The 25,546-nt window shown below is 44.8% G+C and carries 21 protein-coding genes; 13 read left to right on the top strand and 8 right to left on the bottom strand.

Features of this window, described 5'->3' with window-relative positions; translation table 11 throughout:
- Window positions 1-4 precede the first annotated feature (4 nt).
- Window positions 5-661 (bottom strand): YjbF family lipoprotein, encoded by a 657-nt coding sequence (locus ELS82_RS17170; RefSeq protein ID WP_244230800.1) that lies wholly within the window; start codon window positions 659-661, stop codon window positions 5-7.
- 76 nt (window positions 662-737) lie between these two features.
- Window positions 738-983 carry a hypothetical protein gene (locus tag ELS82_RS17165; protein ID WP_134836563.1) on the bottom strand — a complete coding sequence of 82 codons (246 nt, stop codon included), beginning with the start codon at window positions 981-983 and terminating at the stop codon, window positions 738-740.
- Window positions 984-1,173: 190 nt separating this feature from the next.
- Between ELS82_RS17165 and ELS82_RS17160 the strand changes: the two genes are divergently transcribed.
- The 7 genes from ELS82_RS17160 (at window position 1,174) to cysE (ending at window position 9,430) form a co-directional block, all read left to right on the top strand.
- Window positions 1,174-2,466, top strand: a complete 1,293-nt coding sequence (locus tag ELS82_RS17160) for a capsule assembly Wzi family protein (RefSeq protein ID WP_134836562.1) — start codon at window positions 1,174-1,176, stop codon at window positions 2,464-2,466.
- 52 nt (window positions 2,467-2,518) lie between these two features.
- On the top strand, window positions 2,519-5,125 hold the full coding sequence (locus tag ELS82_RS17155; protein ID WP_440870481.1) for an SLBB domain-containing protein: 2,607 nt from the start codon (window positions 2,519-2,521) through the stop codon (window positions 5,123-5,125).
- 50 nt (window positions 5,126-5,175) lie between these two features.
- Window positions 5,176-6,138 carry a Wzz/FepE/Etk N-terminal domain-containing protein gene (locus ELS82_RS17150; protein ID WP_134836561.1) on the top strand — a complete coding sequence of 321 codons (963 nt, stop codon included), beginning with the start codon at window positions 5,176-5,178 and terminating at the stop codon, window positions 6,136-6,138.
- 136 nt (window positions 6,139-6,274) lie between these two features.
- Window positions 6,275-6,709, top strand: a complete 435-nt coding sequence (locus ELS82_RS17145; protein WP_004415969.1) for a rhodanese-like domain-containing protein — start codon at window positions 6,275-6,277, stop codon at window positions 6,707-6,709.
- A 157-nt stretch (window positions 6,710-6,866) separates the two neighbouring features.
- Entirely contained in the window at window positions 6,867-7,334 is a 468-nt protein-coding gene (gene secB, locus ELS82_RS17140; RefSeq protein WP_053441434.1) for a protein-export chaperone SecB, read from the top strand.
- Window positions 7,335-7,522: 188 nt separating this feature from the next.
- The gene (gpsA, locus tag ELS82_RS17135) at window positions 7,523-8,554 is read left to right on the top strand and encodes an NAD(P)H-dependent glycerol-3-phosphate dehydrogenase (RefSeq protein ID WP_134836560.1); all 1,032 of its coding nucleotides are present in this window, start codon (window positions 7,523-7,525) and stop codon (window positions 8,552-8,554) included.
- Between the two features lie 54 nt (window positions 8,555-8,608).
- Window positions 8,609-9,430 carry a serine O-acetyltransferase gene (gene cysE / locus ELS82_RS17130; protein WP_134836559.1) on the top strand — a complete coding sequence of 274 codons (822 nt, stop codon included), beginning with the start codon at window positions 8,609-8,611 and terminating at the stop codon, window positions 9,428-9,430.
- 62 nt (window positions 9,431-9,492) lie between these two features.
- Here cysE and ELS82_RS17125 read toward each other — a convergent pair whose 3' ends face one another.
- The 3 genes from ELS82_RS17125 to argE all read right to left on the bottom strand — a co-directional run bounded on the left by ELS82_RS17125 (window position 9,493) and on the right by argE (window position 14,657).
- Window positions 9,493-10,032 carry a PadR family transcriptional regulator gene (locus ELS82_RS17125; RefSeq protein WP_134836558.1) on the bottom strand — a complete coding sequence of 180 codons (540 nt, stop codon included), beginning with the start codon at window positions 10,030-10,032 and terminating at the stop codon, window positions 9,493-9,495.
- A 428-nt stretch (window positions 10,033-10,460) separates the two neighbouring features.
- Window positions 10,461-13,094, bottom strand: coding sequence for a phosphoenolpyruvate carboxylase (gene ppc, locus ELS82_RS17120; protein WP_134836557.1), 2,634 nt, complete (start codon window positions 13,092-13,094; stop codon window positions 10,461-10,463).
- A gap of 426 nt (window positions 13,095-13,520) precedes the next feature.
- Complete coding sequence (gene argE / locus ELS82_RS17115) at window positions 13,521-14,657, bottom strand: acetylornithine deacetylase (RefSeq protein WP_134836556.1); 1,137 nt, start codon at window positions 14,655-14,657, stop codon at window positions 13,521-13,523.
- A 154-nt stretch (window positions 14,658-14,811) separates the two neighbouring features.
- On the opposite strand from argE, the gene argC reads away from it, so the two are divergent.
- The 4 genes from argC to argH all read left to right on the top strand — a co-directional run bounded on the left by argC (window position 14,812) and on the right by argH (window position 20,082).
- Window positions 14,812-15,816, top strand: a complete 1,005-nt coding sequence (gene argC, locus ELS82_RS17110; protein ID WP_134836555.1) for an N-acetyl-gamma-glutamyl-phosphate reductase — start codon at window positions 14,812-14,814, stop codon at window positions 15,814-15,816.
- A 22-nt stretch (window positions 15,817-15,838) separates the two neighbouring features.
- Complete coding sequence (gene argB / locus ELS82_RS17105; protein WP_134836554.1) at window positions 15,839-16,630, top strand: acetylglutamate kinase; 792 nt, start codon at window positions 15,839-15,841, stop codon at window positions 16,628-16,630.
- Between the two features lie 115 nt (window positions 16,631-16,745).
- Entirely contained in the window at window positions 16,746-17,960 is a 1,215-nt protein-coding gene (locus ELS82_RS17100) for an argininosuccinate synthase (protein WP_004415953.1), read from the top strand.
- A 247-nt stretch (window positions 17,961-18,207) separates the two neighbouring features.
- Window positions 18,208-20,082, top strand: coding sequence for an argininosuccinate lyase (gene argH, locus ELS82_RS17095; protein WP_134836553.1), 1,875 nt, complete (start codon window positions 18,208-18,210; stop codon window positions 20,080-20,082).
- Between the two features lie 287 nt (window positions 20,083-20,369).
- Here the strand turns inward: argH and ELS82_RS17090 are convergent, their stop codons facing one another.
- Window positions 20,370-20,627 carry a DUF3624 domain-containing protein gene (locus ELS82_RS17090; protein WP_134836552.1) on the bottom strand — a complete coding sequence of 86 codons (258 nt, stop codon included), beginning with the start codon at window positions 20,625-20,627 and terminating at the stop codon, window positions 20,370-20,372.
- Between the two features lie 65 nt (window positions 20,628-20,692).
- Between ELS82_RS17090 and ELS82_RS17085 the strand changes: the two genes are divergently transcribed.
- Window positions 20,693-21,055, top strand: a complete 363-nt coding sequence (locus tag ELS82_RS17085; protein WP_134836551.1) for a RidA family protein — start codon at window positions 20,693-20,695, stop codon at window positions 21,053-21,055.
- A gap of 76 nt (window positions 21,056-21,131) precedes the next feature.
- On the opposite strand, the gene ELS82_RS17080 is transcribed toward ELS82_RS17085, so the two are convergent.
- The gene (locus ELS82_RS17080) at window positions 21,132-21,860 is read right to left on the bottom strand and encodes a glutathione peroxidase (RefSeq protein WP_134836550.1); all 729 of its coding nucleotides are present in this window, start codon (window positions 21,858-21,860) and stop codon (window positions 21,132-21,134) included.
- Between the two features lie 173 nt (window positions 21,861-22,033).
- Here ELS82_RS17080 and oxyR point away from each other — a divergent pair, with 173 nt between their 5' ends.
- Window positions 22,034-22,921 (top strand): DNA-binding transcriptional regulator OxyR, encoded by an 888-nt coding sequence (oxyR, locus tag ELS82_RS17075; protein ID WP_134836549.1) that lies wholly within the window; start codon window positions 22,034-22,036, stop codon window positions 22,919-22,921.
- Between the two features lie 73 nt (window positions 22,922-22,994).
- Here oxyR and ELS82_RS17070 read toward each other — a convergent pair whose 3' ends face one another.
- The gene (locus ELS82_RS17070) at window positions 22,995-25,526 is read right to left on the bottom strand and encodes a penicillin-binding protein 1A (protein WP_134836548.1); all 2,532 of its coding nucleotides are present in this window, start codon (window positions 25,524-25,526) and stop codon (window positions 22,995-22,997) included.
- Between the last annotated feature and the right edge of the window lie 20 nt (window positions 25,527-25,546).

Genomic DNA, 25,546 nt, shown 5'->3' with positions numbered 1-25,546 from the left:
GGAACTATCCTTTGTATGGCTTCAAGACTTCTTGCTCTATATATAGCTTTCCTGGAATTAACCATTGAGAAGATTTTAAAATCGAACCTTCACTGTTAACCCAAAAATGATTAGTCATTGTTGTGCTGAGAGAGTTAAAAGTTACTTTTTCCTCCCAAATGGTTAACATTTCAGACCATAGTAAAGAGTTGTGAGTTAATTCACGAATAGGCTGGGTATTATTGTTTGATTTGATATTAAAGCGATAGTTAGGTTGCCAATCATATATTGCAGACCAAGAGTAATTAGATGTATGAAAATGTTTTTGTTTAGGGTTTGTTGTAATCCCTTCTAGATTAGCACCTGGTAGGTTTACCGTTTTAATTATTCTTCCATTTTCAGTGACAATCATAGCTTTATCATTTGAAAGCCATTTTAACTGTTCTTTTCCAGTCGTAGGACTATTTTCAACGAATGCTAAAACCATGAAAATTTGCGGGCCATCGTTGATTTTAAAGTAGCTCGATGCGTATGGAATAGCTTCAATATTAGCTGCTGAAAGTCGTGTATCTTCAAAGCCGAATAATGCTTCTTTAATCGTTGCATTTGTATCCGAAAACTTTTGCGTGCATCCCGATAACAAGACGCATACTACTAAGAGTATACTTCGAAAAGAAATCATGATCATATCCATAATTGATTGCTAAAAAAACACCCTTAAGAAAATAAGGGTGTTTGCGTGACAGGTTGTAAACGGATTAGTTAGTGCCGTCTGTACCATCACTATCAGATGCAGCGACAGCGACAGCTGCGACAGCCACAGCAGCGCCAACAGCCACAGCTGTTGTAGTTGCTACACCCGCAGCTGCTGTAGATGCTGCTGCAGTTGAGCCTGCAGCAGTGCCGCCCGCAGAGCTACCAGCCGTTGCAGTAGTTGACTCTGCAGCAAAGGCTGAAGTAGATGCACACAGTGCAACTAGCGAAGCTAGAGCAATTTTCTTCATGAATTGTTCCTTGTAGATTTACAAATTAACATCGATTTTGAAGCCAAATAATAGGCCTCAATAAATATTGTATTTTAGAATGTAGAAACTGTAAAAGGTTATTGATTTAATTCTAATATGATTAATTAATAGATTGCTATCTTTTAGCGGTTCTTTATAATTCCAATTCTTTATAGTTTTGACCAATTGAATGTTGGTAGACTTTGTGATGAGTTTGAAGTTTTTTAAAAAATTTCTTGATTTTTATAAAATTGCCTCTGTTTTTTTGTTATATGTAAACTCGAGTGATGCGTCTCCTTGGTTAGAGGCGAGTGACCCTTTTCTTCGCTCTAGTATTGTTGCACTGACCGATGGTGGTGTTTTGAATGGCCCTTCGAATATATACCCATTACGTTGGTCGTTAATTAATGAAGTTAGCCTTAAATCTGTTACTGTATTGAATACTGAATTGGCTCAGTTTCGTTATGCCATGCAAAGTGCTAGGTTGAGTCGAGGTAATCGCCGTGCTTCTTTCTCTGCTGGAAGTTCCAATACAGAAAATAAGTGGTTTGGGAATGTTGAACGCGATAAATGGTCGCTCTCTGCCAGTTACGAACATATTTCGAATAGTTACGCGTTTAGACTTAATACTGCTTATGATGAAAATGATGGCAATCCTGAGCTTGATTGGAACGGCAGCTATTTGGCCCTGAATGCAGGGAATGTATTGCTCGATGTAGGGATGACAGTAAAGTGGTGGGGCCCCGGATGGCACCATAATCTCAGTTTGGTTTCCCAAGGTGATGACTTAGACGTCAATATATCGGTTATGGGAGACAACTCTTGGCTAGGAGTTTGGAACGTTAATGCCATGGTTTCCAAACTGTATGAACAGGATTATGAATATCGCACGTCATTTAGGATGGTAAGTCGTTTCGCAAGTTGGCTAGAGGTCGGGCTGACTCAACACCTTTGGCATGGTGAAAAGTCTGCGTCTCCTGTTAAAGGTGCAACTCAGACAGTAGGTGACCTGCGAATCTCTTTTTCAGATATTTTGGATACTCAGCAAGCGATTTATGGTGAAGTCGCTTCGAGCCAAGTGTCAGAGGCCGCCCTAAATGGAGCCTATGTACTAGGATGGACCGCGCATAAATCTCTGTGGCATAACTCGATAAGAGTTGTCGTAGAGTATCAAGGAATGAATGAAAAAGAGCGGCAAGCGATTAATACCCAAGGTATTGGAAATTATTTGGCGAGTAGTTATGAATTAGTAAATAGTTGGTCTTTCGGCACATACTTCCAGTTCTACAATGATCATAAAGTATCAGTCATTACTTCAGAAACAACAGCGCTTGATTCTTTCGAAAAGAAAAGACAAGTGTATCAACTTTCTTATGGGCTTCCAGTTTTGGCAGGAATGTTAACCCTAACAACTGATTATGCGTCGACACATGCCGAAGATGGTACGTGGAACGTATGGTCACAATATGAATTTAGATTTTAACGGAAGCTTAAAGGCGATAGGCTTATACAGAATGAACTCGATAACTCCTTCTATTTCAAAAAGTAAGTTAATTTTATTATCATTTCTTCTATTAACATCAACGCAAGTAATGGCTGCAACGCCGACTCAAGCTCAAATCGAACAATTTCAATCGTTGCCAGCTGCGCAGCAAGAAATGCTAGCTAAGCAAATGGGTGTTGATTTAACAGCTATTGCAGGTTCAGATCGTCCTCAAAACCAAAGTACAGCAGTGACTGAAGCTCCTAAAGCAAAGAGGGCGACAGAGCTTCAGGGGCCTCAGGAAAAGTCTGAGAGTCACGAGAACGAACTGCCTTTTTTTGGTTACGATGTGTTTGCAGGGGAAGCTCTTGACTTTACGCCAATCGATAACTTACCTGTGCCTATAGATTATCAAATTGCACCAGGAGATGAGATTCGAGTGCAATTGTTTGGTAAAACCTATCATGATTATAAGCTTAAAGTTGATCGTGATGGAAAGATCAATATCCCCAAATTCGGTCCAGAATATGTAGCAGGGCAAACGTTTGGCGAATTAAAACTGTATATTGACTCTCTAATAAAGCGAAAAGCTATTGGTGTAGATGCTGTTGTTTCCCTGAGTGAAATTCGCACCATGCAAGTTTTTATTACTGGCGATGTGTCAAAGCCGGGCGCATATAACGTGAATGGACTCACTTCTCTATCGCAGGCTTTAATTGCCTCTGGAGGAATCAAACAAACGGGAAGCTTGCGAAATATTCAAGTTAAGCGAATGGGGAATACTGTTACTCGTTTTGATGCTTACGATATGTTAATTGAAGGCAACTCCAGTAATGACGTCAGGTTACAAGCAGGTGACACCATATTTGTGCCACTTAAGAAGTTATCGGCAACTATTCGTGGAGAGGTCCGTCGACCAGCCCACTATGAGTTAAAAGGGACAACCACAATTGATGATCTTTTGAATATCTCAGGTGGGCCAGTAGCAACAGCTTCTCTTTCCAAAGTGAATATTCAGCGTCAATCACCTCAAGGCATTAAGCAGTTAACAATTGACTTGGCATCTGATAAATCGCGAAAATTTAGAATACAGGCGGGAGATGAGGTGACGTTATTCCCTGCAAGTCTGGAAATAAAAAACGCAATTGCGCTGCGAGGTGAGTTTGTGAACCAAGGCGCTTTTGAGTTTAAAGCGAACTCTCGCATCACCGACGTCATCCGTAAAAAGGATCTCAAAGAAAACGCAGACTTAAATTACGGTCTTATAGTTCGGGAAACAAATGTCCATAGAGACATAGACATTCTGCAATTCAATCTGGCCAAGGCACTTCAAGAACCGGAATCAAGCAGTAACCTTAAACTTAGAAAAAGCGATCAGATTTTTATTTTTGATAATGGACTTGACCTTGAATATTGGTACCGAAAGCGTGAAGCGAATAAGAAGTCTGTCTCAGAGTCACTAGGTTTAAAAGGTGTTGAAGTTCTTGATGAAGACACAGGAGCTTTGACTGTCACGGAGCAAGAAAAGCGCCTTTCAACGGCAGATGCTGATAGCTATGCTATCGCTGACAATATAAGGTTATCAAGTCGTGAAGTCTTACTAAAGCCAATTATCGAGCGATTAAAAGCTCAAGCAGCTCTTAAAAAGTCTGCACGAATTGTTGAAATATCCGGTGCGGTCAAGTTCCCCGGTGTTTACCCCTTGGCTAATAATGCTACATTTTCGCAAGTAATTGAGGCTGCTGGTGGCTTTTCTGAGCAGGCTTATCTATATAATGCCGAGCTGAGTCGAACTGAAAAGACGAAGCATGATTTCGCTGTTAAACATTTCAACTTTTCTCCTCAAGATGTCTTACAGGGGGCAGAAGAATTAAGTATTGCTCCACTTGATCATTTGATCATTAAAACGCAACCCAATTGGCAGAGAGACTATGCTATAGAGCTTCAAGGTGAAGTCGTTTTTCCTGGTACATACACTTTTCAGCGTGGTGAAACGCTACAGGATGTAATTGAACGTGCTGGTGGTTTAACAAAATACGCTTACCCTCAGGGCGCAGTATTCAGTCGAGAAAGTTTAAAACGTCAAGAAGAAGAGCGCCTTAAGCTGTTGAACTTACAGCTTAAGCAAGAGATAAGCAATTTAGCATTACGTCGACAAAGTAGTAGTGCTAGATATACCACAAGTCCTTCAGAGGCCCTGAGTATTGCTGATGCACTTGCTTCTACAAAGGCTATGGGGCGATTAGTTATTAACCTACCTCAAGCTTTAGCTGGCAATAAGAGCTCTGACTTAATGCTTGAAAAAGGTGACAAGCTGTACATACCTGCTGAACAGCCAATTATCAGCGTTATAGGAGAAGTTCAGTTTGCTTCTAACCATACATATCAACCAGGTATGTCTATTGAGGAGTATGTTCAGTCTGCGGGAGGCACAAAAAAACAGGCTGATACCGATCGAGTCTACATCGTCCGAGCGGATGGGTCGGTTATGTTACCGAATAGTTCCTTTTGGTTTAGCCGAAAGTCTCAGCCTTTAGAGCCTGGTGACACGATTATTGTTCCTCTTGATACGGATTATCTTGATGGATTGAGCACTCTGACTTCAGCAACACAAATACTGTATCAAATTGGTGTCGCTTGGAGTGCAATCAAAAACTAATCTAGAATCTTGAGCCTTGCTACCAAGGCTCTTTTTAAAACTGGAATATTATGAACAACCCCCTAACAAACAGTGCGAGCTTTGCGCAAATTCAGCAGATTCCAGCGCCAAGTGATGAAATTGATTTGAGAGAGCTCTTTGTTGCTCTTTGGCGCGGGAAATGGGTGATTATCGTTACAACTTTCTTGTTTGCTATTGCTGGCGTGCTATTCGCACTGTCCAAGCCTAACACCTACCAATCCTCGGCAACTTTGGTTTCTGCAAACGGAGAGAGCAGTGGTGGATTAGCTGCAATGGCAAGTCAATTCGGTGGTCTAGCATCGCTAGCAGGAATAAATATAGGTGGAGGAAATGCTGATGCTGAAGCATTGGCATTAGCGACATTGCAATCACGACTATTTCTTTCAACGATGATTGAAAAGTACAATATGGCTCCTAATCTGGTGGCTGTGAAATCATGGGATAAAGAGAGTGGTCTGATAAATTACAATACCGAAATTTACTACGATGGTATTTGGTTAGATGACCCTGATACCCCCGGTTCTACTCTGGAGCCAACTTTATGGGAAGCGCATAAAGCTCTAAAGGCAATTCTAACGGTCTCTAAAGCTAAAGATACAGGCCTAGTGACTTTAAGTATCACGCATTTTTCTCCAATAATTGCCCAACAATGGGTTGAGTTACTGGTCAGTGAATTGAATCTATGGGTAAAGGATGAAACATTAACTGAGACACACCGTAATATTGACTATCTTCAGAGGCAGTTGGATAAAACAAAGGTAGTTGAAATGCACAGTGTTTTCTACCAGCTTATTGAAGAGCAAACTAAGAGCTTGATGCTTGCTGAAGTTAAAGACGAATTTGCCTTTAAAACAATAGATCCCGCTATTGTTGCTGAAGAAAAAGTGGGGCCTAAACGAGCCTTAATCTGTGTACTGGCAACATTGTTGGGCGGGATGCTTGGTGTTGCAATTGTGCTAGTTCGTTTTGCTTTCAAACGAGATACAGATTAACCCTCCGCAAAATAACTCAAGGCGTAACTCGCCTTGAGTCAACAACCTCGCTATACTTCCAATCTGAATTTTTAGCCTAGAGCTGCTATATCCTTCATATTTGAAGCTGCGGTTCTATCATCAAAGAGCACAGGACATGCAAGAGTACATCGCATTTTTTCAAGAGAACATGATTCTATCTGTGGTTTGGGTAGGTCTTGTTGTCGCCTTGATCATGAACATCGTTAAGTCATCTACAGCGGCTTACAAAGAGATCACAGCAGCACAAACAACGCAACTAATGAACCGTGAAAGCGGTGTTGTGGTTGATATCCGTAGTAAAGATGAGTTCCGTAAAGGCCATATTACGGATGCAGTTCACATTTTACCGTCAGACATTAAAGCGGGTAACTTCGGTAGCCTTGAAAACCACAAATCTGACCCAATCATTGTGGTATGTAAGACTGGTCAAACTGCGCAAGAGAGTGCAAACCTTCTTGCAAAAGCAGGTTTTGAAAACGTTAACTTGCTGAAAAGCGGTTTGATTGCTTGGAGTGAAGCAAACATGCCTTTAGTTAAAGGCAAGAAGTAATTCCAACGCCCGATATCGAAACGCTGATTGAAAAATCAGCGTTTGTTTTAGAGAGATGTGAAGAGTTCCACGAATTTTATCGGAAACCTAGTCATAGCAACGTCTCTCGGTTAGTCTCCAGTAAGACTATTTAATGCAGGATTAAAGGATTTTTAAAATGGCTGAAGCAGCACCACAACAAGAAGCACAGAACTTCGCAATTCAACGTATTTTCCTAAAAGACGTATCTTTTGAAGCGCCTAACTCTCCTGACATGTTCCAAAAAGAGTGGAACCCAGATGTAAAACTGGACCTAGACACTCAAAGCCGCGAACTAGGTGAAGGTGTATACGAAGTGGTTCTACGTCTAACAGTGACGGTTAAGAACGCTGAAGAAAACGCATTCCTATGTGAAGTTCAACAAGGTGGTATCTTCACTGCTGATAAGATGGAAGCTGGTCAACTTGCACACTGCCTAGGTGCATTCTGCCCGAACATCCTATTCCCATACGCTCGTGAAACTATCTCAAGCCTAGTGGTTAAAGGTACGTTCCCTCAACTAAACCTAGCACCAGTTAACTTTGATGCTCTGTTTATGAACTACCTACAGCAGCAAGCTCAGCAAGAAGGCCAAGCTGAAGCATAATTAATTTTCCTCTGTTAAGCAGGGGAGCTGTAAAAAATGCACAGAGTGTCTATTATCGACGCGATGTGCATTTTTTGTTTAGAGGCATCAATAGCCAACCTAAAACTGGGCGCTTAGTGTTAATTTTTAATCTTATGTAGAACTTAACGATAAGATTCTAGTTACCCGAATGACAATCAGGCGGAACAATGAAAGATAAGACCAATAATGCCTACGGTAAAGATATTGCAATGACAGTACTGGGTGCTGGTTCATACGGTACTTCACTGGCAATCTCTTTGGCACGCAATGGTGCAAATGTAGTAATTTGGGGTCATGATCCAGAGCATATGGCTCAACTAGAAGCGGATCGTGCCAACCATGAATTTTTACCAGGTATTGATTTTCCTGAGTCGCTAATCGTTGAATCCGATTTAGAAAAAGCGGTGCAATCTAGCCGCGATTTGCTGGTGGTTGTTCCTAGCCACGTGTTTGGCATCGTACTGAATAACGTTAAGCCTTTCCTACGTGAAGATACCCGTATTTGTTGGGCGACTAAGGGTCTTGAGCCTGAAACTGGTCGTCTACTCAAAGAAGTGGCTTTTGATGCCATTGGTGAAGGTTACTCATTAGCGGTTCTGTCTGGACCAACATTTGCTAAAGAGCTGGCGATGGGGATGCCAACGGCGATTTCGGTGGCATCACCGGATGCTGAATTTGTCGCTGACCTTCAAGAGAAGATCCACTGCAGCAAAACATTCCGTGTTTACGCTAACAGTGATTTCATCGGTATGCAGCTTGGCGGCGCAGTGAAGAACGTGATTGCGATTGGCGCCGGTATGTCTGATGGTATTGGTTTTGGTGCTAACGCGCGCACGGCACTTATCACCCGCGGTCTTGCTGAGATGACGCGTCTAGGTGCGGCATTAGGTGCGCAACCAGAAACCTTTATGGGCATGGCGGGTTTAGGCGATCTTGTGCTGACTTGTACTGACAACCAATCGCGAAACCGTCGTTTTGGTCTTGCTCTAGGTAAGGGTAAAGATGTCGATACTGCCCAACAAGAAATCGGTCAGGTTGTTGAAGGTTATCGCAACACCAAAGAGGTTTACTTATTGGCTGAACGTATGGGTGTTGAGATGCCAATTGTTGACCAAATTTATCAAGTATTGTATCAAGGGAAGGATGCACACTTAGCAGCAAAAGATTTGTTAGCACGCGATAAGAAAGCAGAAGCTTAATTTGAGCGCTAACATCGTACTAGAGACTATAGGGATTCAGTACTAGGTATTTAAATGAAACATTGTGAGAAACAGAAAGTTTGGCAAACTATTGTGAAGGAAGCGCGTGAGCTTTCAGAGCAAGAGCCAATGTTAGCAAGCTTCTATCATGCGACGATTATTAAGCATGATAGCCTGAGTGCAGCGCTGAGCTATATTCTAGCCAATAAGCTAAATACTGCATCTATGCCAGCCATGGCAGTCAGGGAAGTCGTTGAAGAAGCGTTGAACGCCGATCCGGGCATCAGTGCAGCGGCAGCATGCGATATCTGTGCGACAGTGAATCGTGACCCGGCGGTTGCGATGTATTCAATGCCATTACTGTATTTAAAAGGCTATCACGCTCTGCAAGGCTACCGAGTGGCGAACTGGCTATGGAAGCAAGGCCGAATCGCACTGGCGACTTATTTGCAGAACCAAATTTCAGTGGCTTGTCAGGTCGACATTCACCCAGCGGCAAAAATTGGTCGCGGTATCATGCTCGATCATGCGACCGGGATCGTGATTGGCGAAACGGCCATTGTCGAAAATGATGTTTCGATTCTGCAGGATGTAACCCTAGGTGGTACTGGTAAAGAGTGCGGTGATCGTCACCCGAAAATCCGTGAAGGCGTGATGATTGGTGCTGGTGCTAAGATTTTAGGCAATATCGAAGTCGGCGAAGGGGCTAAGATTGGCTCATGTTCTGTGGTACTTCAGCCTGTTCCACCACATACCACGGTTGCTGGGGTTCCGGCTAAGATTGTTGGTCGACCTAAAACAGACAAACCCTCATTGGATATGGACCAGCAGTTTAATGGTCGCTCGCAAAGCTTTATTGGTGGTGATGGGATTTAATCGCTACGCTTTAAAAACAAAAAGGTTGGCTATCGCCAACCTTTTTTCGTTTTGGTGGTCAGTTATGCTAGCTCTTCTAGCTCAACCAATACCTCTTCTGCCCACGTAATCCAAGCTTGGCGGATCAGTAGGTTTCTACGTAGCGTTAGACGCTCAAGGCGCTGTTGCTTATCTAATGTCGTTGTTGCAGGGTAGTATGCGTTTTCAATTTCTTGGTAGTGCGCAACTAGCTTACGTGACTCTTCAACTAGCTCAGAAAGCTGAACTCGGTATGGCGCTGAAGGTTGTACGGCACAAGCCATTAACTTTGCAGAGAACTCGTCACGAACGGTTGGGTGCGCGGTTGGTTGATCAAACCACTCCCCAAGGGCTACTCGGCCTGAATCCGTAATTGAGTAAACCTTACGGTCTGGTTTGCCTTCTTGAGGCTCTAGTACGCAAGTCACTAAGTTATTTTGAGCCATTTTGTTCAGCTCGCGATAAACTTGCTGGTGGCTCGCTTTCCAGAAGTAGCCAATAGTGGCAGAAAATTCTTTAGTGATGTCGTATCCGGTTGCGTCGCGTGTGCTTAGAACGGTTAAGATAACGTGTGGTAATGACATGTCTTCAATCCAAAAGGTAAATAAACTACTAAATACAACTGCTTAATTACTCTCGTGCTTCTTGAGGCACTCTTTATCGTATAAGAAAGCAGCACCAACCAATGTTGGTCATGTCACCTTGAAAAGCCGGTTTATCACCTAGGATCGATAAGTGAATTATCGAGGTCTACAGCCTGTAAATTATATATGTATCGCTGTAGAGGTTGAGTAGTATATCTAAATAATAAGCATAAAGTGGAATAGAAGGACAAAATAGCCCGAAAAACTGACAAAAATCTCAATAATGATAATTGGATGGTATTTTATGCTATCTAAAATGTCGTTTTGTCGCTTTGGTTGGGGGTTGTATCTGGTGTTTTGTTTGATTGCCATATAAAAAGGTTGATGCTTTTACACATCAACCTTTTCTTGTGTCGGCGCTGGAGGCATTAACCTGTGTTACGCATACCAGCGGCAATACCTGCTATGGTCACCATTAATGCTTCTTCAAGCTCTGGTGCCGACTCTTCATTCTGACGAGTACGGTATAGCAGCTCTGCTTGCAGCATGTTCAATGGCTCGACGTAGATGTTACGTAGGCGAATTGATTCTAAGCCCCAAGGGTCGCTTTGCATCAAGTTCTCATTGTTTTCTACGTTAAGTACCGCTTTGATATCTTGCTGTAGCTGATCACGTAAGCGGTCGCCCAGTGGTAGTAGCTCACTGTCGACGAGTCGCTCATCATAGTAACGAGAAATCTCTAGGTTACACTTGGTGTAAACCATTTCCAGCATACCTAGGCGAGTCGAGAAGAATGGCCACTCACGACACATCTCTTCTAGTAGTGCTTGGTGACCTTTGTCGACTGAGTATTGAATTGCTTCACCAGCGCCAAGCCATGCAGGCAGAACCAGACGGTTTTGGCTCCAGGAGAAGATCCATGGAATCGCACGTAGGCTTTCTACACCACCTTTCGGATTACGCTTAGCAGGGCGAGAACCTAGCGGTAGTTTACCCAACTCTAGCTCAGGCGTTGCTTGGCGGAAGTAAGGAACGAAGTCAGGTTCGCCGCGTACAACCTTACGGTAAGCTTCACAGCTCACTTCAGACAGTACGTCCATTAGGTCGCGCCACTCTTGCTTAGGCTCTGGTGGTGGCAGTAGGTTCGCTTCTAGGATTGCACTCGCGTACAGATTAAAGCTGTTTACGGCAACATCTGGTAGACCTAGCTTAAAGCGAATCATCTCGCCTTGCTCGGTCACACGCAGACCGCCTTTGAGGCTCTTCGGTGGCTGAGAAAGCAGTGCCGCATGCGCTGGTGCACCACCACGACCGATAGTACCGCCGCGGCCGTGGAATAGCGTTAGTTCTACGCCTTCTTCTTCAGCAACTTTTACCAGTGAATCCATCGCATGGTACTGCGCCCAACCTGCAGACATTACACCTGCGTCTTTCGCTGAGTCAGAGTAACCGATCATGACCATTTGGTGGTTCTGGATGAAGCCGCGGTATAAGTCGATACCCATTAGCTGTTTGATGACCGCTTCAGCGTTGTTCAAATCGTCTAACGTTTCGAACAGAGGACACACGTCCATGCGGTAAGGGCAACCTGATTCTTGTAGCAGAAGGTGAACAGCTAATACGTCAGAGGCAGTACGCGCCATAGAAATAACGTAAGCACCAAATGCTTCGCGAGGCTGCGCTGCAACAATCTTACAGGTATCGAGTACTTCTTTAACTGACTCTGATGGTTCCCAGTCACGCGGAAGAAGAGGGCGCTTAGAAGCCAGCTCATTGGTTAGGAAGGCAACTTTATCTTGTTCGCTCCACTGATCGTAATCTCCAATGCCTAGGTAACGAGTTAGCTCAGATAGGGCATCTGAATGGCGCGTGCTCTCTTGGCGAATATCAAGACGAACTAGGTGCACACCAAACGCTTTAATACGGCGAAGTGTATCCAGTAGCGAACCATCAGCGATGATGCCCATGCCACACTCATGCAGTGATTGGTAACACGCGTACAGTGGTTCCCATAGTTGCTCAATGCGTTGTAGTGGTGCTTTCACTGCCAGCTTTTGACCGTGAATCTTAGCGTCTAGGATTTCTTTGGTTTCGTTCAGTAGTGCGCGAAGCTGTTTAAGAACCGCACGGTATGGTTCGTGCTCATCTTCACCCGCTAGTGCGCGAACGGCATCATTACACTGGGTCATCGACAGTTCGCTAACCAGCTCGTTAATGTCGCCTAGGTAAAGGTCAGCCGCTTTCCAGCGAGAAAGCAGTAACACTTCACGGGTAATGGTATGAGTAACAAATGGGTTGCCGTCACGGTCGCCGCCCATCCAAGAAGAGAAGTGTACTGGGCGTGCATCGATAGGAAGGCCTTCACCAAGGTGACCTTCTAGGCGTTGATCGAGTTCGCGCAAAAAGTCTGGTACCGCTTCCCATAGTGAGTTTTCTACAACCGCAAAGCCCCATTTCGCTTCATCAAGCGGCGTTGGTCGCTGTTGGCGAATGGTATCTGAGTGCCAGCTTTGGGCGATAAGTTGTTCTAGGCGGCGTTCTGTTTTCGCGCGCTCTTTCACTGATAGCTCGCCAAGTTCAAGCTTAGATAGACACTCATTGATTTTGACCAACTTGTTGATCATGGTGCGACGAGTGATTTCTGTTGGGTGAGCGGTCAGTACCAGCTCAATGTTGAGATCACGGACGGCTTGCGCAGTATCTAGCTTGCTGATGTCATTTTGTGCCAGCTTAGAGAAAAGCGAGTTAATCGCATCAGGTTCACAAACGTGAGCATCACAATGGCGAGAGATCGTATGGTACTGCTCTGCCATGTTAGTAAGGTTTAGAAATTGGTTGAATGCATGAGCAACAGGGGTGAGTTGTTCATTTGGCAGGCTTTTAATCTCTTCGATTAAGCTGTCGCGATCTTTTTGATTGCCTGCGAGGGCGGACTTAGAAAGTTTACGAATGGTTTCTACTTTCTCTAGAAGTACGTCACCATGTGCGTCCTTGATGGTGTTGCCGAGCAAGTGTCCTAGCATGCTCACATTGCTTCTGAGAGCAGAGTATTTCTCGTTCATTGTCATCCTGCCTTGTAAAAAAATTACATCCAATGTTCCTTGTTAGGTAAACAATCTAGCGAAAAATGTCGCCTGGAGTCAATTACTGTAGGTTAAGTTTGCAAATATTGTGCAAGTGAATGTAACGCATAGCGAGCTATGTGATTGACTAATTATGTTGAAATTTTATTACAGAATTGGGCTGAGAATTCGCACTTCGTTCCGCACAATGCCCCCGTTGATAAGTGAGTTAGAGGTTTGCTTTATCAGAGGGGCATATCTAGATTGTGTCATTCCTTAGAGAGAAGAATGAGCGAGTAAGGAATCTCTTAAAACTTTCGACTCACTTCAAGATACCCCCGATTCCCCCCGCCCCTTATTCTTGAGGATGACAAATTAAAAAAGGGTTGGTATACGACACCAACCCTTTTCTTAGCCATTCAGAAGCTAAAAACAATACTTATGCATCGCTTTTGACAGAACATCGATGGTTGGGTCGATAAAGTCAAACGCTAGGAACTCATCAGGCTGGTGGGCTTGGTCAATCGAACCTGGTCCTAGTACCAGTGTTGGGCAGAGCTGTTGCAAGAACGGTGCTTCCGTACAGTAGTTGACTGTTTCAGAGTCAACGCCACAAATCTCTTCTACGCCACCAATAAATGGATGGTCATGTTGACATTCGTAACCTGGAATCGGTTCGTGCAGCGGGGTAATAGCAATACGTCCCGGCCATTTTGCTTCTACTTCTTTCAGCGCACCACGCAGCATGTTATCGAGTCCATCTAGGCTGATCCCCGGTAGTGGTCGCACATCATAGTGCAGCTCACAACAGCCACAAATGCGATTGGCACTGTCACCACCATGAATATGACCAAGGTTAAGCGTAGGGCTTGGGATAGCAAACCCTGGGTGGTGGTACTCTTTGATCAGTTTGTCGCGCAGCTGCATCAGAGCGAACAACACTTCATGCATAATCTCAATCGCGTTAACCCCTAACGCAGGATCTGAAGAGTGACCTGATTTACCCGTCACACGCACGGCATTGGCCACATGACCTTTGTGGCCGCGAATGGGCACTAGGCTGGTTGGTTCACCAATGATGCAGTAATCAGGTTTAAATGGGGCACTTTCAGTGAAATGGCGAGCGCCGAGCATAGTGGTCTCTTCGTCGCAAGTCGCAAGTATACAGAGCGGCTTGGTCTGTTTACTCCAGTCTACTTTTTTAACCGCTTCAATAATAAAGGCAAAGAAACCTTTCATATCCGCTGTCCCTAGACCGTAAAAGCGGTTGTTCGCTTCAGTGAGTGCATGAGGCTCGTAGTTCCAACGCCCTTCATCAAACGGCACGGTATCGCTGTGTCCTGCAAGCAGCAAACCGCCTTCACCAGAACCTTTTTTGGCGATGAGGTTGAATTTACCCGGTTCTACTTCCGTCAGATTTACTTCAAAACCGATATCTTTGAGCCAAGTGGCGAGTTTTTCAATTACTTGCGCATTGCCTTCATCCCAACTTGGATCTGTCGAGCTGATCGATGAGGTGGAGATTAGGCCGCTGTAGACCTCTAGAAAACTTGGTAATTGCATATTTAGTTTACTTTCCCTGTTGACAGATTTGGGTTAAGAAGGTAAAACACATATTAAATCACTTTTATTGAATAAAAAACCAATAAAGAGCAAATAATTTAAATTTATAGTCACAACTAGAGTGGCAATTTTAAGTCGAAAATGGATGTTAGAGATGCTTAAAACCACAATCATAGGCGCAAGCGGTTACACAGGAGCGGAACTCGCTCTGATGGTGCACAAACACCCTGAACTTACGCTATCAGGTTTGTATGTTTCCGCCAATAGTCTAGATGCTGGTAAGAGCATCGCTGAGCTGCACGGTAAGCTCGCGGGCATTATTAGTCATTCGGTCGAGCCGTTAAAAGACCCCGCTCAAGTCGCTAAGCAGAGTGATGTGGTGTTTCTAGCCACCGCTCATGAAGTAAGCCATGACTTAGCCCCTATCTTCTTAGCAGAGGGCTGCCAAGTCTTCGACCTATCCGGTGCATTCCGCGTTAAGAAGGAAGGCTTTTACGATGAATTCTATGGTTTTGCGCATCAACATGAAGCTTGGCTAGATAATTCGGTATACGGGCTTGCTGAGTGGAATGCTGAAGGGATCAAGCAGAGCCAGCTGATTGCCGTTCCGGGCTGTTACCCAACCGCTTCTCAGCTAGCGATCAAACCGTTACTTGATGAAGCTTTGCTCGATACCAACCAGTGGCCAGTGATTAATGCTACGAGCGGTGTGTCAGGAGCTGGCAGAAAAGCCTCAATGACCAACAGCTTTTGCGAAGTGAGCTTACAAGCTTATGGTGTGTTTAATCACCGTCATCAGCCAGAGATTGCTTCTCATCTGGGTACCGATGTGATTTTTACTCCCCATCTTGGCAACTTTAAGCGTGGCATTTTGGCCACTATCACGATGAAACTCAAAGCAGGCGTAACAGAAGCTCAGATTGCAGAAGCATTTACGTCGGCTTACCAAAATAAACCGGCAGTGCGACTTACAGAGTCTACATTGCCAACACTACAGAATGTAGAGAATACGCCTTTCTGCGATATTGGCTGGAAGGTTCAAGGTGAGCATATCATTGTTGTTTCAGCGATTGATAACTTACTTAAAGGTGCATCAAGTCAAGCGATGCAATGTGTAAACATCCACTACGGATTTCCAGAGCTGACTGCTCTTGTTTAATTGGGCAGGGAAGGAATAAGTGATGACAGATAACAAACAAACTCCATTAGTGATCAAATTAGGCGGTGCTGCACTGTCGTGTACTGAGACGTTAAGCCAGGTATTTGGTGCGATTGCCAACTACCAACAACAAGCTCAGCGACGAATTGTGATCGTCCATGGAGGAGGTTATCTAGTGGACGATCTTATGGCGAAGCTACAACTGGAAACCGTTAAGAAAAATGGTTTACGAGTGACCCCTTACGAGCAGGTCCCTGTGATTGCAGGTGCACTGGCTGGTACCGCAAATAAGATGCTGCAAGGGCAAGCGATTAAGGATGGCCTTAACGCTGTTGGTCTAAGCCTTGCCGATGGTGGCCTATGTCATATCGAAGAGCTTGATCCAGAGCTAGGTGCGGTAGGTAAAGCGACCCCAGGTGATTCATCAGTGCTTCAAGCGGTATTGGCTGCAGGTGCACTGCCAATCATTAGTTCGATTGGTTTGACTGAGCAAGGCCAGATGATGAACGTCAATGCTGACCAAGCTGCAGTAGCGGTTGCGGGCAGTTTGGATGCTGAGTTAGTGCTGCTTTCTGATGTGAGTGGCGTATTGGATGGCAAAGGTCATTTGATTAAAAGCCTCGATGAGAAACAAGCGCAAAGCTTGATTGATGGCCATGTTATCACTGACGGCATGATCGTTAAGGTACAAGCGGCACTTGAAGCAGCCAATGACCTTGGTCGACCAATTGAAGTCGCAACATGGCGTTACCCAGATAAGCTTACAGACCTATTTGCCGGTCAAAGCATTGGTACCCAGTTTCTACCTCAGTAAAGATGGAATAAACAATTTCGTTTCAATGCACCTGCGTTGAACTAAATAAGAATTAACAGGAAGTAACCCGTAGCACTGACCGCCAAGCGCAGCGCCGGGAATTTGGAGAAGTAAAATGAGCAAAGTTCAAGTAAATAAAGTAGTTGTCGCATACTCTGGCGGTCTGGATACATCAGTGATCATTCCATGGCTGAAAGAAAACTATGACTGTGAAGTGGTTGCGTTTGTCGCCGATGTTGGTCAAGGCGAAGAGGAGCTAGCAGGCATCGAGGAAAAAGCGAAAGCGTCAGGTGCATCTGAGTGCTATATCGCAGACCTAAAAGAAGAGATGGTTGCTGATTACATCTACCCAACGCTAAAAACAGGTGCTTACTACGAAGGTAAATACCTATTAGGTACTTCAATGGCGCGTCCAATCATTGCTAAGGCTCAAGTGGAAGTGGCACGTAAAGTGGGCGCAGACGCTCTATGTCACGGCTGTACAGGTAAAGGTAACGACCAAGTACGTTTTGAAGGCGCATTCGCAGCACTAGCACCGGACCTACATGTCATCGCACCATGGCGTGAGTGGGATCTAGTGAGTCGTGAAGAGTGTCTAGATTACCTAGCAGAGCGTAACATCCCATGTAGCGCATCTTTAACTAAGATTTACTCTCGTGATGCTAACGCGTGGCATATCTCAACAGAAGGTGGCGTACTAGAAGATACTTGGAATGCGCCAAACGATGATTGTTGGGCGTGGACAGTTGACCCTGAGCAAGCACCAAACGAAGCGGAATACGTAACGCTAAAAGTTGAAAAAGGCGCAGTCGTTGCAGTAGATGGTGAGACAATGACGCCATACAACGCACTGGTATACCTAAATGACAAAGGCGTGAAACACGGTGTTGGTCGTATCGATATCGTTGAGAACCGTTTAGTCGGTATGAAGTCTCGTGGTTGTTACGAAACTCCAGGGGGCACCATCATGATGGAAGCACTACGTGCAGTAGAGCAACTGGTTCTGGATAAAACAGCATTTGAGTTCCGTGAAGAGTTAGGCGTGAAAGCATCGCACTTAGTTTACGATGGTCGTTGGTTTACTCCGCTATGTAAATCTATTCTAGCGGCGTCAGAAGAGCTGGCTCAAGATGTTAACGGTGAAGTGGTTGTTAAGCTGTATAAAGGCCATGCAACAGTGACTCAGAAACGTTCTGACAACAGCTTGTACTGTGAAGAGTTTGCAACCTTTGGCGAAGATGAAGTGTATGACCAAAGTCATGCAGAAGGCTTTATCCGTCTTTACTCACTATCAAGCCGTATTCGTGCACTGAACAGCTTGAAAAAATAATCATAGTTAGACTGAGATAGTAAAAGCCCGTTTGTGAAAGCAAACGGGCTTTTTTGATTCTCATAGGATAGGAACTGGGAAACTAGCTGTGAATAAATATGTTAAAAAAGTGAATTAATACTTTCTTTTTGTTTTGATTTGCCGTAACTTTGAACCATCATAAAATACTGAATACGATTCAGAGTCAATCTAAGCAATAACAGCAATTCACTCTTTACAGTGAGCATAGGTAATCAGGAGATACGCAATGGCATTATGGGGCGGAAGATTTACCCAAGCGGCAGATACGAGATTCAAAGATTTTAACGACTCATTGCGTTTCGATTACCGACTAGCTGAACAAGATATCGTAGGTTCGATTGCTTGGTCAAAAGCCTTGCTTTCTGTCGACGTATTGAACGAAGAAGAGCAACAAAAGCTCGAGCTAGCATTGAATGAACTTAAACTTGAAGTGATGGAAGACCCGCATCAGATTTTACGTTCTGATGCCGAAGATATTCACTCTTGGGTTGAGCAGCAACTGATCAGCAAAGTCGGCGATTTAGGTAAGAAGCTTCATACTGGCCGTTCACGTAACGATCAGGTGGCGACAGACCTTAAGCTTTGGTGTCGTCAGCAAGGTCAGCAGCTATTAATGGCACTCGATCGCCTGCAAGCTCAAATGGTCTCTGTGGCGAAAGTTCATCAAGATACAGTGCTGCCGGGCTACACTCACTTACAACGTGCCCAGCCAGTAACGTTTGCTCACTGGTGTTTAGCTTACGTTGAAATGTTTGAGCGTGACTATTCTCGCCTGCATGATGCGATTCATCGTTTAGATACTTGTCCGCTAGGCTCTGGCGCATTGGCAGGTACTGCGTATCCGATTGACCGTGAACAAGTGGCGCACAACCTAGGTTTTCGCCGTGCTACGCGCAACTCTTTAGACTCTGTATCGGATCGTGACCATGTGATGGAGCTAATGTCTGTCGCTTCGATTTCGATGCTGCACCTATCGCGTCTTGCTGAAGATATGATCTTCTACAACTCTGGTGAATCTAACTTTATTGAGTTGGCCGATACCGTGACATCCGGTTCTTCGCTGATGCCACAGAAGAAAAACCCAGATGCGTTAGAGCTAATCCGTGGTAAGACCGGCCGTGTTTATGGTTCATTAGCTGGCATGATGATGACAGTTAAGGCGCTACCTCTTGCGTACAATAAAGATATGCAGGAAGACAAAGAAGGTCTGTTCGATGCGTTAGATACGTGGAACGACTGTATGGAAATGGCCGCGCTTTGTTTTGATGGCATCAAAGTCAATGGTGAGCGTACACTAGAAGCGGCTAAGCAAGGTTATGCTAACGCTACTGAGCTAGCTGATTACCTAGTAGCGAAAGGCATTCCATTCCGTGAAGCACACCATATTGTGGGTGTCGCAGTTGTCGGCGCGATAGCAAAAGGCTGCGCACTCGAAGAACTGTCGATTGCGGAATTGAAAGAGTTCTCAGAAGTGATTGAGTCTGATGTGTATGACATCCTGACCATTGAATCATGTCTTGAAAAGCGTAGTGCTTTAGGCGGTGTGTCACCTAAGCAAGTTGCGCATGCGGTTGAACAAGCGGAAGGGCGTTTAATTAAGCGTGATACTTCGGCGGTTAACGTACGTCCTGCGCGCCTAACTGATATTGAGTCACTCGAAGGCATGGTCACTTACTGGGCCAATATGGGTGAGAACCTTCCGCGCTCGCGTAGTGAACTAGTGCGTGATATTGGCTCGTTTGCCGTTGCTGAACACCATGGTGAGGTGACTGGTTGTGCATCACTGTATGTTTATGACTCTGGTCTAGCTGAAATTCGTTCGTTAGGTATTGAAGCGGGCTGGCAGGGCCAAGGGCAAGGCAGTGCGATCGTGCAATACTTGGTGGATAAGGCGCGCCAAATGGCGATTAAGAAAGTGTTCGTCCTGACACGCACACCAGAGTTCTTTATGAAGCAATCCTTCTTGCCAACATCGAAGTCATTACTGCCTGAGAAAGTGCTAAAAGATTGCGACCAGTGTCCGCGTCAACATGCTTGTGATGAGGTCGCGTTGGAAGTGAATTTGGTTGAGCAATCAATTGCTCGAGTTAACGTCGCGTAACCAATTGAATTTCAAAGGTGCTAAAAAAGATCAAAAAAGATCGAGCAACTTTTGGAACTAATTAGAAAAGGCAGAGTCTATTAAAGTACCACTGCTTTTTCTTAGAAGAATCTAAGAAGGCCCCAAACCATAATTGGTTTTGGGGCTTTTTTCTTTTTTGCTCTTCATAATCGATGCCATAGCTTCGTTGTCAAAAAAACTCACCTAATCGAATAGACGGGCTATGCTCATAGGATTCGTTTTTTATCCTCCTTGCTCTGACACCGATTATTTTGAGCAAGTCCGTTTTAACTATTGTTTTTTTTGCGTTTTCGCCATGGCGAGATGACAAAGCGCATCCATAAGTGCAAAGCCAGCAAACCATTAAACGCAAACCCTGCGATGATCAAAGTTATAGATTCAATACTCTTCGGATCGTCTTTGAACAGAAACCACCACACTATCCAACACAACACCGATAACACAGTGAGCTGATCCATACAGCGCTTACAGCGGCCAATTTTTTTCCAAAACCAGCCATTATTTTTACAGTGAGGGCATGTCATAGTGGTACGAATTCGGTAACATAACTTGCTATAGAATATCGCAATCTAATTTGAAAGTGAGAAAAATGATCGAACGCCAACATACCAAACAGCGCATGAGCCGTATTGTTAAGCACAATGGTACGATTTACCTATGTGGACAAGTTTGTGCCGATGCTACCAAAGACATCACTGAACAAACTCAAACTATGCTTGATAAGGTTGAACAACTACTGCTTGAAGCAGGCAGTGATAAAGAGCATATGCTATCTGCAACTATCTACTTGAAAGATATGAAAGACTTCCAAGAGATGAACGCAGTATGGGATGCATGGGTACCTGAAGGTCACGCGCCTGCACGCGCTTGTGTTACTGGCGATATGGCCCGTGAAGCGCTGCTGGTGGAAATCTCAGTGATTGCAGCTGAGAAGAATGGCAACTGTTGCTAATTCTCTGATTGAAAGTAAAAAGGAAAGCACAGTGCTTTCCTTTTTTTGTTTGGGCTGATTGAACTTGTTTACCTAATTAACCTAAGTAAGTTTCTAGCTCTTCGCTACCACCGATGTGCTTACCACCAATGAAGACTTGCGGAACCGTTGTACGGCCAGTAATTGCTCGTAGGCTTACTGTTGTTGCGTCTTTACCTAGAATAATCTCTTCATACTGAAGATTGTGATCAATTAGGTTCTGTTTTGCTTTAACACAGAATGGGCAACCTGGTTTAGAAAATACCGTGATTGATTCTTGAGTTCTGAAGTCCGGCGCAATGTGTTTTAGCATAGTATCTGCGTCTGACACTTTGAACGGGTCGCCTGGCTCGTTTGGTTCGATGAACATTTTCTCTACCACGCCGTTTTTCACTAGCATGCTGTAGCGCCATGAACGTTTACCAAAACCAATGTCATTTTTTTCAACTAGCATACCCATACCATCAGTAAACTCGCCGTTACCATCAGGAATGAAGGTGATGTTTTCTGCTTCTTGGTCATTTTTCCAAGCGTTCATTACGAAAGTATCGTTAACTGAGACACATAGGATTTCATCCACACCGTGCTCTTTGAATACTGGGAATAGCTCGTTGTAACGAGGTAGGTGGCTAGACGAACACGTTGGAGTAAACGCGCCTGGAAGGCTGAATACAATAACGGTTTTATCTTTAAATAGATCATCACTCGTGACGTTTACCCATGCGTCGCCCTGGCGGATTGGGAAAGTAACTTGAGGGACATTTTGACCTTCTTTAGATGCAAACATAATGATTTCCTTTTTGATTTTATATAATTATTTTTTTGAGACTTAGCAGCATATTCACTGTGCTCTGTTTCGATGAAGTTATTATTAAAGAAATCCTTTGATAGCTCTAATCGTTTGATGCTATGGTTTTGATAGATTATTTCTATCTACAAAGTGTGGGGAGAACACCAATAATGAATATCCGAGATTTTGAATACTTGGTTTCGCTAGCTGAGCATAAACATTTTCGAAAAGCGGCCGAAGCGTGTTTTGTCAGCCAGCCGACCTTGAGTGGGCAAATTCGCAAACTAGAAGATGAGCTAGGGACAGCATTATTGGAGCGAAGTAGTCGCCGAGTACTCTTTACCGATGCAGGCTTACAGTTGGTTGACCAGGCTAAGCGTATCTTGACTGAAGTGAAAACCTTTAAAGATATGGCTAGCGGTCAAGCCGGGGAGATGGTTGGTCCGATGCATATTGGTTTTATTCCAACCGTTGGGCCGTATCTGTTGCCGAAGATCGTCCCTATGCTTAAAGAGGCCTTTCCTGATTTAGAGCTCTATCTACATGAAGCGCAAACTCATCAGCTGGTGCGTCAGTTAGAAGACGGTAAGTTAGATTGTTTAGTGTTGGCTTCTGTGGCTGAAACCGCTGCATTCAAAGAAATTGAAGTTTATAACGAACCAATGAGTGTTGCAGTACCTTGTGACCATGAGTGGGCAGAGCTTGATGAAGTCGACATGCTCGATCTGAATGGCAAAACTGTGTTGGCGCTGGGTGATGGCCACTGCTTAAGAGATCAAGCGTTGGGCTTCTGTTTCGCTGCTGGTGCGAAAGATGATGAACGTTTTAAAGCAACCAGCCTAGAGACACTGCGTAACATGGTCGCGGCAGGTGCGGGTATCACTTTATTACCGGAGCTCTCTTTGCCAAAAGAGAAGCAAAAAGATGGCGTTTGCTATGTGCGTGCAATTAACCCTGTCCCGTCACGCAGTATCGTTTTGGCTTATCGTCCAGGTTCACCATTGCGTGCTCGATTTGAGCAGCTTGCACAAGCGATCACTCAGCAGCTACAAGTTTAAGACCCGCTACTGAAAAGAAAAAAGGGTTGATACCTCAGTATCAACCCTTTTTCGTATTTATTGTTTGAGCGAATTAGAACAGGTCTTCACCATCTTCAGAGGTGTAGATGCTGTCGGTAAGCTCGCGGGTAACGTATTCTGTTGGCTCAGTGCCTGCGCGGAAGTACTCAAACATTGAGCTTGAATCAAACTTGTTGGTTAACAAGCCTGAGTCACGGTCGATACGTACTCGAACAATGTCCTCAGGAATCACTTTCTCGTGCTGAGGAGTCCCTGCCAGCGCATCACGCATAAAATCGACCCATGCTGGTTGAGCGGTTTTCGCTCCAGCTTCAGCACCAGAAATTTGATTGTTAGCTAAGTTGCTGTTTGGCTTAGTTCTACCTAGATTACGGTTATGGTCATCGAAACCAACCCACGCAATCGCAACCATGCCTGGACCATAGCCGTTATACCAAGCATCTTTTGAGTCATTGGTGGTACCGGTTTTACCACCAATGTCGCGGCGTTCAAGTTTCTGTGCTCGCCAGCCTGTACCATTCCAGCCAGTGCCTTTACTCCAGTCACCGCCACCCCATACGTTGCTGTACATCATTTCACGGACCAAGAAGGCGGTCTGTTCAGAAATTACCTGCGGTGCATAGTGAGGTGCGCTGTCGTCAGCTGTCATGTCGACATCTTGCTCAGCGAACTCGTTACTTACTGTTTCAGTCGCTGGCTGCTGCGTACAGTTTTGATGACAAATGATGCTCGGGTTAGCTTGGTACTCAAGTTCACCAAATGGCGTTTCTACTTTGCTGATATAGAAAGGTTCAACATAGTAACCACCGTTGGCGAAAACAGAGTAGCCTTGGGCCATTTTGATCGGCGTTAAACTACCAGCACCAAGAGCAATTGTTTCTGAACGCGGTACTTGGTCAATATTGAAACCAAAGCGAGTTAGGTATTCACGCGTTTCATCCAGACCCACTTCACGTAATACACGAACTGCCATTACGTTTTTCGATTGAGCCAGACCGATGCGTAGGCGCGTAGGGCCAGTATAAGTCGGTGGTGAGTTCTTAGGACGCCACGCTGTACCTTGGCTCTTATCCCATTGGTTAATCGGTGCATCGTTGACCAGAGTAGCAAGGGTTAGGCCCTGATCGATCGCCGCTGAGTAGATAAACGGTTTGATACTTGAACCAACCTGACGCACTGACTGAGTCGCACGGTTGAACTTGTTATGGATAAAGTTAAAGCCACCAACCAGTGAAAGTACCGCGCCGTTGTCTGGATTCATCGCGACAAACGCAGTGTTGGCATTAGGTACTTGGCTTAAGTGCCAAGCAACAGTGCTTTCTTCACCATCCGTTTTTGTTTCTACTGGGCGGACCCAAATTTGTTCGCCGACGGCCAATACATCAGAGGCTCTATTTGGTACAGAGCCTTGGCGGTTATCAGTTAGGAATTTACGTGCCCACTTGATGCCGTCCCACTCAAGAGTTTGTTCGCCTTTATTCTTAACGAAGACTGTTGCCTGTTTTCCGTCCACTTTGGTCACAACCGCAGGAATCAGTGGTCGGTAGCTTGGAACATTGTCGAGAGTCTTATCGATCTTTTGCTCGTCAAAAGCGGTGTCACCTTTCTTCCACAACACTTTTTCAGCGCCGCGGTAGCCATGACGCTCGTCATAAGAAAGCAGGTTGCTGATTGCAGAGTCGTTGGCTGCTGCTTGAAGCTTAGAGTCAACCGTAGTGTAGATCTTCATACCTGAGGTGTACGCCGCTTCTTCACCGTAACGGCTCACCATCCATGCACGAGCTAGCTCTGCTACATATGGAGCACTTAGTTCAATTTCAGCACCGTGGTAGCGTGAAACGATCTCTTCTGCACGAGCTTGGTCATACTCATCTTGAGTAATGTATTTCTCATCCAACATACGCAGTAGAACCACGTTACGACGGTGAGTAGCACGCTCTAGCGAGTAAATCGGATTCATGGTTGATGGTGCTTTTGGCATACCTGCCAGCGTCGCGATTTCGCTTAGCGAGAGATCTTGCAGATCTTTACCAAAGTAGGTTTGAGCAGCCGCGCCAAAACCGTAAGAGCGGTAGCCTAAGAAGATCTTATTGACGTAAAGCTCCATGATTTCTTCTTTACTTAGAAGCTGTTCAATATGGATTGCAATAAAGATCTCTTTAATTTTACGCATGATCTTCTTCTCATTGGAAAGGAAGAAGTTACGTGCTAGCTGCTGAGTAATGGTACTTGCGCCTTGCTTTGCTGAACCTGATAGGGCAACAACAACAGCAGCACGAGTAATGCCAATTGGGTCGATACCCGGGTGATCATAAAAGCGGCTATCTTCGGTTGCGATCAGTGCTTCCACTAGGTGACGAGGAATATCATCATAAGCAACAGGGATACGGCGTTTCTCACCAAATTGAGAAATCAGCTTGCCGTCTTGGCTGTACACCTGCATGGGTGTTTGTAGCTCGACATCTTTTAACGTTGCTACGTCTGGTAGCTCTGGTTTGACATAAAGGTAGAAGCCGAAAATGGTACCGACCCCAAGAATTATGCAAATCAATGTGAATATAAACAGTCGCTTTATGAACTTCACCGGATATTCCCTGATTAATA

It is taken from the genome of Vibrio ouci, from assembly GCF_004551525.1.
In the GTDB taxonomy this organism is placed as follows: domain Bacteria; phylum Pseudomonadota; class Gammaproteobacteria; order Enterobacterales; family Vibrionaceae; genus Vibrio; species Vibrio ouci.
This window is presented reverse-complemented; position numbering and strand designations above follow the sequence as displayed.

Coding starts and splice junctions, on each gene's coding strand:
- gpsA (WP_134836560.1), top strand. CDS start 7,523: ATGAAAGATAAGACCAATAATGCCTACGGTAAAGATATTGCAATGACA.
- oxyR (WP_134836549.1), top strand. CDS start 22,034: ATGAATATCCGAGATTTTGAATACTTGGTTTCGCTAGCTGAGCATAAA.
- argE (WP_134836556.1), bottom strand. CDS start 14,657: ATGCAATTACCAAGTTTTCTAGAGGTCTACAGCGGCCTAATCTCCACC.
- ELS82_RS17145 (WP_004415969.1), top strand. CDS start 6,275: ATGCAAGAGTACATCGCATTTTTTCAAGAGAACATGATTCTATCTGTG.
- ELS82_RS17170 (WP_244230800.1), bottom strand. CDS start 661: ATGATTTCTTTTCGAAGTATACTCTTAGTAGTATGCGTCTTGTTATCG.
- ELS82_RS17165 (WP_134836563.1), bottom strand. CDS start 983: ATGAAGAAAATTGCTCTAGCTTCGCTAGTTGCACTGTGTGCATCTACT.
- argC (WP_134836555.1), top strand. CDS start 14,812: ATGCTTAAAACCACAATCATAGGCGCAAGCGGTTACACAGGAGCGGAA.
- ELS82_RS17150 (WP_134836561.1), top strand. CDS start 5,176: ATGAACAACCCCCTAACAAACAGTGCGAGCTTTGCGCAAATTCAGCAG.
- ELS82_RS17085 (WP_134836551.1), top strand. CDS start 20,693: ATGATCGAACGCCAACATACCAAACAGCGCATGAGCCGTATTGTTAAG.
- ELS82_RS17080 (WP_134836550.1), bottom strand. CDS start 21,860: ATGTTTGCATCTAAAGAAGGTCAAAATGTCCCTCAAGTTACTTTCCCA.
- cysE (WP_134836559.1), top strand. CDS start 8,609: ATGAAACATTGTGAGAAACAGAAAGTTTGGCAAACTATTGTGAAGGAA.
- secB (WP_053441434.1), top strand. CDS start 6,867: ATGGCTGAAGCAGCACCACAACAAGAAGCACAGAACTTCGCAATTCAA.
- ELS82_RS17125 (WP_134836558.1), bottom strand. CDS start 10,032: ATGTCATTACCACACGTTATCTTAACCGTTCTAAGCACACGCGACGCA.
- ELS82_RS17100 (WP_004415953.1), top strand. CDS start 16,746: ATGAGCAAAGTTCAAGTAAATAAAGTAGTTGTCGCATACTCTGGCGGT.
- argH (WP_134836553.1), top strand. CDS start 18,208: ATGGCATTATGGGGCGGAAGATTTACCCAAGCGGCAGATACGAGATTC.
- ELS82_RS17160 (WP_134836562.1), top strand. CDS start 1,174: ATGTTGGTAGACTTTGTGATGAGTTTGAAGTTTTTTAAAAAATTTCTT.
- ELS82_RS17090 (WP_134836552.1), bottom strand. CDS start 20,627: ATGACATGCCCTCACTGTAAAAATAATGGCTGGTTTTGGAAAAAAATT.
- ppc (WP_134836557.1), bottom strand. CDS start 13,094: ATGAACGAGAAATACTCTGCTCTCAGAAGCAATGTGAGCATGCTAGGA.
- argB (WP_134836554.1), top strand. CDS start 15,839: ATGACAGATAACAAACAAACTCCATTAGTGATCAAATTAGGCGGTGCT.